Here is a 5999-nt window from a genome sequence, read left to right as displayed (position 1 = left end):
GGCGGGCGGGTGCTCGCGGCCGGGGCCCGGACCGCGCCCACCCCCCCGGGCCGCGAGGTTCGGGGACTGACGGTGCGGGTGGGCGCGAGCGGCAGGACCCTGCTCATGCAGTTGTTCGACGCGGCGGGCGAGCGGTTCAACCGGTCGGCGACCGTCGAGGAGCTGGCCTACCTGGGCCGGGCGACGACGTTCGTGCTGGCGGTGGACCCGTTGGGGATCGAGTCGGTGTGGCGTTCGCTGACCGCACGGGAGAGGGCCCGGCTGGCCGGGGACCGGTCGCACACCCGCGACCCGGAACTGGCCTACGGGGCGGTGCGCGACGAGATCCGGCGTCAGTACCGGATGCTGGCCCGGCGCCGGGGCGGGCGGGGACTGCGCCAGGCCCGTCTAGCGGTGGTGGTCACGCGCGGCGACCTGGTGCGGGGCACGGCCATCGCGCCCGGGGAGTCCGACCCGCGTCTGTGGGCGGAGCGGACCCTGGGACTGGGGAACCTGCTGCGGGACGCCGAGGCCGACTTCGGGGAGGCGCGGGTGTTCCTGACCTCGTCCGTCACCGACCGGGAGGGGAGGGCCGACCCGAGCCTGAACGCCCTGCTGCGGTGGACGCTGGCCGGGGAGCACGACGCGTTCACCGCGATGCTCGCCGCGTCGCAGGAAGCGGCCGGGACGGCGCAGGCCGGTGAGGCTCCCGGGACAGCGGGAGCACCGGGGCTGCCTGGGGGCCCCGGAGCATCGGAGGGGTTCCAGTTCCCGGGCCACGCTCCCCGCTACGCGCGGCCGCGGCGGACGGGGCCGGAACACGCCGAGTACGCGGAGGAGAGCCGATGACCTACCGGGGCGCCGGGCACCGGAGCACGCGCCGGACCGTGACCGTGGCTACGTACGCGCTCGCGGGCGCGGTGACCGCGGCCGTTCTGGCGACGGCGGTCTGGCTGGGAGTGATCGCCGTCCAGGGCGTGTGGGCCCACGCCCTGTCCCGCATCGCCCAGGGCCCCTGAGCCCTTTCCGAACCGCGGCGGGCGCCCCCTGACAGCCCCGAGGACATCCGTGACGGCGGGGCGCCCGCCCCGACCGCGCCCTCCCACCTGCGCCTGTGGCACAGTGGCGGCGATCGCGGCACCAGCGGCAGCTCCACGCGCACGTGCCCCACACCCCGGGAGGAAAACCATGGCGATCTTCGCCGTCACCTACACCTACGCCCCCGACAGCGCCGCCGCGCGCGACGAGCACCGCCCCGCGCACCGCGAGTACCTGGCCGCGCAGGACGCGAACCTGTGCTCGGGCCCCTTCGGTCCGGAGGACGCTCCCGGCGCCCTCCTGCTCCTCCGCGCCGACTCCCGCGACGAGGCCGTCGCCCTGACCGGGAAGGACCCCTTCCGCATCCGGGGCCTGGTCTCCGAGGTGACCGTCAAGGAGTGGTCCCCGGTACTGGGCCCCCTCTCCGAGCACTTCTGAGCGAACGCCGCGGGCCGGGACGGAAGTCGGTTCCGTCCCGGCCCGCGGCGTGTGCGGCTCCCGGCGTCACTGCTCGGCGAGGCCGTTGTCCCTCATCCACTGCGGGTCGGGGGCCACCATCTGCAGGATCTCGACGTAGAGGCCCTCCGGACCCGAAACCTGGAAGCGGCGCTGCCCCCAGGGTTCGCTGACCAGCGGCATGATCACCTCCACGCCCGCCTCCCGCAGCCTCTTCTCCTCGGCGTCCGCATCCGGCACCAGGAAGGCGACCAGCGACTCCGCCCTCCCCGAGCGCAGGACCTCGTGCGTGGACGGATGGTCCCGCAGTACGAAGTCGATCGACAGCTTGGGGTGGTCCTCGTGCTGGGTGTTCAGGTACCAGCCGAGGTCGATGTCGACGTCGAAGCCGAAGTGCTCGGCGAACCACTCAGCACTGGCGCGCGGGTCGTCGCAGAGCACGGCCAGTCCGACGAGATCGATTTTCACGGTGCCTCCAGGGGATCGCCTCTAACCACTCCATTCAAAGTACTACGTACATCGTGATTATGGCAACCGACTTCCCCCGGGCGCCGCGCGGGTGCTATACGATAATGATTATCGTTTTCCAAGAAAGAAGGGCACCCCTATGGAGCCGACAACCCCCATGCGGGTGGCCGTGGTCTGCGGCCTGCACCGCCACGCGCGCGGACGCAGCGTGGACGACCTGCTGGCGCAGGTCCCGGGGTCCGTGGCCGTGCACCACGACCTCGACGGGATCGCCGAGGGAATCGTCCACCGCGTCACCCGTGACCGCTGGGGCCCCGTGGACCACAGCCGCGTCCATCTGGACCACCTGTGCGCGTCCTGCACGCTGCGCGAGGACCTCTTGCCCACGCTGCTGCGGCTGGCCGAGCGGGGTGAGCACACCCTGTGCGTGGTCGAGACCTGGGACGGGGTCGAGCCCCGGCAGGTCGCCGAGGTCGTCGCGGCCCGGGAGGAGCTGCGGCTGGCCGCGGTCATCGCGGCGGTGGACGCCGACCGCCTGCTGCCGGACCTGTCCGGACACGACGACCTGAGCGACCGGGACCTGGACATCGCCGTGGAGGACGAGCGCACGGTCGCCGAGGTTCTCGCCCACCAGGTCGAGTACCCGTCGGCGGTCGCCGTGCACGGAACCCGCCACCTCGACGAGGCCCGCGCCCTGGTCGAGCACCTCAACCCGGCCGCCGTGGTCGTCCCCCCGGGCGGCGGTCTGGCGGACCTGACGCACGGCCGGTTCGACCCCGAGGCGGCCGCGCACCGGCTCAACCCGGCCTGGGCGCACTACGCCGACCGCGCGGACGGGCGGGTGAGCACGGTGACCTGGAGCCGCAGGCGTCCTCTGCACCCCGTGCGGCTGCACGAGGCGCTGGAGCGGATCGTGTCCGCGGGCCTGCGCGGCCGGGGCCGGATCTGGCTGGCCAGCCGTCCGGACACCCTGCTGGTGTGGGACGCCTACAACGACGCCCTGCTGCTGGAGAGCGGCGGCCCCTGGCTGGGCGCGCTGCCCGAGGCAGCGGTGGAGATGGTCTCCGAGACCCGCCGGGTCTCGGCGCTCCTGGACTGGGACCCGGTGCTCGGCGACCGCGGCCAGCACCTGGCGTTCACGGGTGTGGACCTGGACGCCCGAAGCCTCGTGGCCCTGCTGGACTCGTGCCTGATGACCGAGGACGAGGCGGGGCAGCCGCTGCGGTCCGACCCCTTCGCCGACGCCCTGTAGGGGAACGGCGCCATGACGGGAAGGCCCCGGACACCGGGGAGCCCGAACGGCCCGCGGATCCGCGGGCCGCGAACGAGAGGAGGGACCGCCGTGTCCCGTGTCTGTCAGGTGACCGGAAAGGCTCCGGCCTTCGGAAACTCGGTCTCGCACTCCCACCGGCGCACCAGGCGCCGGTTCGACCCCAACATCCAGACGAAGAGGTACTGGCTGCCCAGCGAGGGGCGTTACGTGAAGCTGCGCGTGAGCACCAAGGGCATGAAGGTGATCGACGCCCGCGGCATCGAGCGGGTGGTCGCCCAGATCCGCGCCCGCGGCGGGAGGGTCTGATGGCCAAGAAGAGCAAGATCGCCCGCGACCAGCAGCGCAGGCGCGTGGTGGCCCGCTACGCCGAGCGCAGGGCCGAACTCAAGCGGATCATCCGCAGCCCGCACACCGGTGAGCGGGAGCGCGCGGCGGCGGTGGCCGAACTCAACCGGCAGCCCAGGGACGCCAGCGCCACCCGGCTGCGCAACCGTGACGCCGTGGACGGGCGGCCGCGAGGGCACCTGCGCAAGTTCGGACTCTCGCGGATCCGCTTCCGGGAGATGGCCCACCGGGGAGAGCTGCCCGGGGTGACCAAGTCCAGCTGGTGACGCGGGCGAGATCGGTTCGCGCTCGGCTGTGAGACCCCCGACGCCCTGCGGCTGGACCGGATCCGCCGACGCCACGGGCCCCGCGCCGTGCGCGCGGGGCCCGTGCGCGGTCCGGGTGCGATCCGGGGTCGTCCGCGGTCAGCGGCGTGCGCCGTCGGTGGAGGAGCGGTGGCCGTCGTGGCCGGATACGCCGTGTCCCCGCTCCGGTCCGGCCTGGCCGCCGCGCACGCCGTCGTCGTGTCCGCCCGGCTGGTTGGCCTCGTGGAAGGCCTGCTGCGCCCGGTTCTGGCGCTCCCAGAGCACGAAGCGCTCGCTCTCGCCGAGCGCCATGGTAGTCAGCCACACGGCGACGGCGACGTCGTCGGCCAGGCCGAGCAACGGGACGAACAGTTCGGGGACGAAGTCGACCGGGGAGAGGATGTAGGCCACCAGCGCGAGCATCCCGAGCAGTTTGCCGCTGCTCAGCTCGGGGTAGCGCCCACGCGCCTTGGCGCCGATCATCCGCGGGACGGCTCCGGCCCTCTGCCAGACGGACATGTCGCTGTCGGTGTTGCGGACGACCTGCCAGGCGGCGGCTCCCGCCGCGGCGCGGTTTGCCTTGCGCATCTTTCGGTCTCCTCAGTGGGGGCGTGCCTTATCAAGATATGACGCGAAGCCTTCGTGTTTCGTTCCCGCGTGGCGCGGGTCCAATCCCGTACGTGACCGGCGCTACATCCCTCCAGCCTTCCTCGACCCCGAAGGAGAGTCCGGAAGCCGGGAGGGTTGTCCACAGGCCGCGAAGGGGACTGGTGGGGAAGGGAGGGGAAGGGCATCCTTGGAGAAGAAAGGATGAGAGGCACCAAACGACACAGGGAGGCGCCCCAAACCCCACAAACCAACACAGAACCCATACGACTCGAAAACGGTCGTGCACCGATCTGTCCACGCGTTGGCCACATGCGGCCAACACGGAACACGTCTGCCCAGGAAGGAGGCGGTGCACACGGACACGATCCGATCCCCTTCGGCCAGCGCGGAGTCGGTGCCACCCGTGTCACCCCCGCCGACCCCCCGCACCCCGACCACTCCACCACCGTCCACCCCGCGTTTCGGGGCGACGAACGCGAGACCTCCCGCGCTCAGCCACACATTCGTTACGATGCGTCCGAGCGCCTCCCTCCACAAGGCCGCTCAGCCATCTCGCCCCAGCGCGCAGAACCGATGGAGCTTGCCCAGTGTCCAGAGCCCTACCTCGGTCGGCGACGACCGTCACCCTGTTGGCGGACATCCCCAGCACGGGTCATGTGGGTGAGGTCGGGGCCCACCGGTTCGCGATGCGCGGCGAGGGCGTCGGCGAGCGCAGCGCAGCGTTCGTCGCCTTCGCCAGGGGGGAGGTCGAGGCGGGACGCAAGGTCGTGGCGCTCTACCCCGCGTGGCACTCCGCGGACGCCGAGCGCGCGGTCAACTTCGCCCGCGGCGCGATGCGTACCGACCACATCGCCGGGATCGGTGTCGACCTGTCGCCCCTGGCCCTGTCCCTGGTCGCCGACCAGCTCGCCTACCTCGCCCCCTACCTGCCGCCGGGGATGGTCGCCGCCCTGTGCGACGAACTGCCCAGGCACCTGCTGGCGGGCGCCTGGCTCAGGAGCGTCTCCGGCCTGACCACCATCCCGACCTCGATGCGCCAGCACATGGGCTCCTACGCCCCGTCCGTGTCCTTCCTCGCCTACTGCGCACCCACCCGCCAGGTGGGACGCATGCGCGCGTCCGACGTCTCCCGCGCACTGCCCTTCCGGCCCGTGCAGCCGGTCCAACTGCTGTGCTCCACCCCCGACCCCGGGATCACCGGGGTCTTCGACGACCACCTCCCGCAGGCCATCCAGCCCGTGGCGACCCGCACCCTACCCGCCCAGCCGCTCGGCCCCCTGTACTGGGGAACCGCCAAGTACGTGGAGTTCGTGGCGCTGAGCGCCCACCCGCAGGCCCTGGCCTACGCCGCCAGTTCCATCCGCGCCGCCTCCTGCTCCTGGTGCGGCGAGCCCGTGTCGGCAAGAACCTGCCCGTTCTGCTCGGCCGCCGCCGCACGGCAGTCCGCTCCCCGGTCCGGCCCCCGGGCTCCGGGCGGGCAGGGTCCCCCTGCGGCTCCGGGTTCCTCCGGAGGCGCCGAGCCCCTTCCCGGCGGCGCCGCGGGCCCA

Annotated in this window: 8 protein-coding genes and 1 pseudogene; 7 read left to right on the top strand and 2 right to left on the bottom strand. The window is 72.8% G+C overall.

Going from position 1 to position 5999, the window contains the following annotated elements; translation table 11 throughout:
* The 3 genes and pseudogenes from ABD54_RS24960 to ABD54_RS24955 form a co-directional block, all read left to right on the top strand.
* Positions 1 to 828, top strand: a pseudogene (locus ABD54_RS24960) (hypothetical protein); the annotation flags it as partial.
* Positions 825 to 998 (top strand): hypothetical protein, encoded by a 174-nt coding sequence (locus ABD54_RS28675; RefSeq protein ID WP_200904193.1) that lies wholly within the window; start codon positions 825 to 827, stop codon positions 996 to 998. The pseudogene ABD54_RS24960 and the gene ABD54_RS28675, both read left to right, overlap by 4 nt.
* 169 nt (positions 999 to 1167) lie before the next feature.
* A complete protein-coding gene (locus ABD54_RS24955; protein WP_047871991.1) occupies positions 1168 to 1455 on the top strand; it encodes a YciI family protein in 288 nt (95 codons plus the stop codon).
* 66 nt (positions 1456 to 1521) lie between these two features.
* Here the strand turns inward: ABD54_RS24955 and ABD54_RS24950 are convergent, their stop codons facing one another.
* On the bottom strand, positions 1522 to 1941 hold the full coding sequence (locus tag ABD54_RS24950; RefSeq protein WP_047871990.1) for a VOC family protein: 420 nt from the start codon (positions 1939 to 1941) through the stop codon (positions 1522 to 1524).
* Positions 1942 to 2098: 157 nt separating this feature from the next.
* Here ABD54_RS24950 and ABD54_RS24945 point away from each other — a divergent pair, with 157 nt between their 5' ends.
* From ABD54_RS24945 to rpsN, 3 genes are all read left to right on the top strand, one after another.
* Positions 2099 to 3193: a GTP-binding protein gene (locus ABD54_RS24945; RefSeq protein ID WP_047871989.1), complete on the top strand. Its 1095-nt coding sequence runs from the start codon at positions 2099 to 2101 to the stop codon at positions 3191 to 3193.
* 90 nt (positions 3194 to 3283) lie between these two features.
* A complete protein-coding gene (gene rpmB, locus ABD54_RS24940; RefSeq protein ID WP_047871988.1) occupies positions 3284 to 3520 on the top strand; it encodes a 50S ribosomal protein L28 in 237 nt (78 codons plus the stop codon).
* Positions 3520 to 3825 carry a 30S ribosomal protein S14 gene (gene rpsN / locus ABD54_RS24935; RefSeq protein ID WP_047871987.1) on the top strand — a complete coding sequence of 102 codons (306 nt, stop codon included), beginning with the start codon at positions 3520 to 3522 and terminating at the stop codon, positions 3823 to 3825. Before rpmB ends, rpsN begins: the two co-directional genes overlap by 1 nt.
* Before the next feature lie 138 nt (positions 3826 to 3963).
* On the opposite strand, the gene ABD54_RS24930 is transcribed toward rpsN, so the two are convergent.
* Positions 3964 to 4431, bottom strand: coding sequence for a YkvA family protein (locus ABD54_RS24930; protein WP_047871986.1), 468 nt, complete (start codon positions 4429 to 4431; stop codon positions 3964 to 3966).
* A gap of 650 nt (positions 4432 to 5081) precedes the next feature.
* Between ABD54_RS24930 and ABD54_RS24925 the strand changes: the two genes are divergently transcribed.
* On the top strand, positions 5082 to 5999 hold a 918-nt coding region (locus ABD54_RS24925), incomplete at its 3' end, for a hypothetical protein (protein WP_047871992.1).

The organism is Nocardiopsis sp. RV163, from assembly GCF_001029525.1.
GTDB classification, from domain to species: Bacteria; Actinomycetota; Actinomycetes; order Streptosporangiales; family Streptosporangiaceae; genus Nocardiopsis; species Nocardiopsis dassonvillei.
Note: the sequence above shows the minus strand (reverse complement) of the source record. Positions and strands in the feature narration are given on the sequence as shown.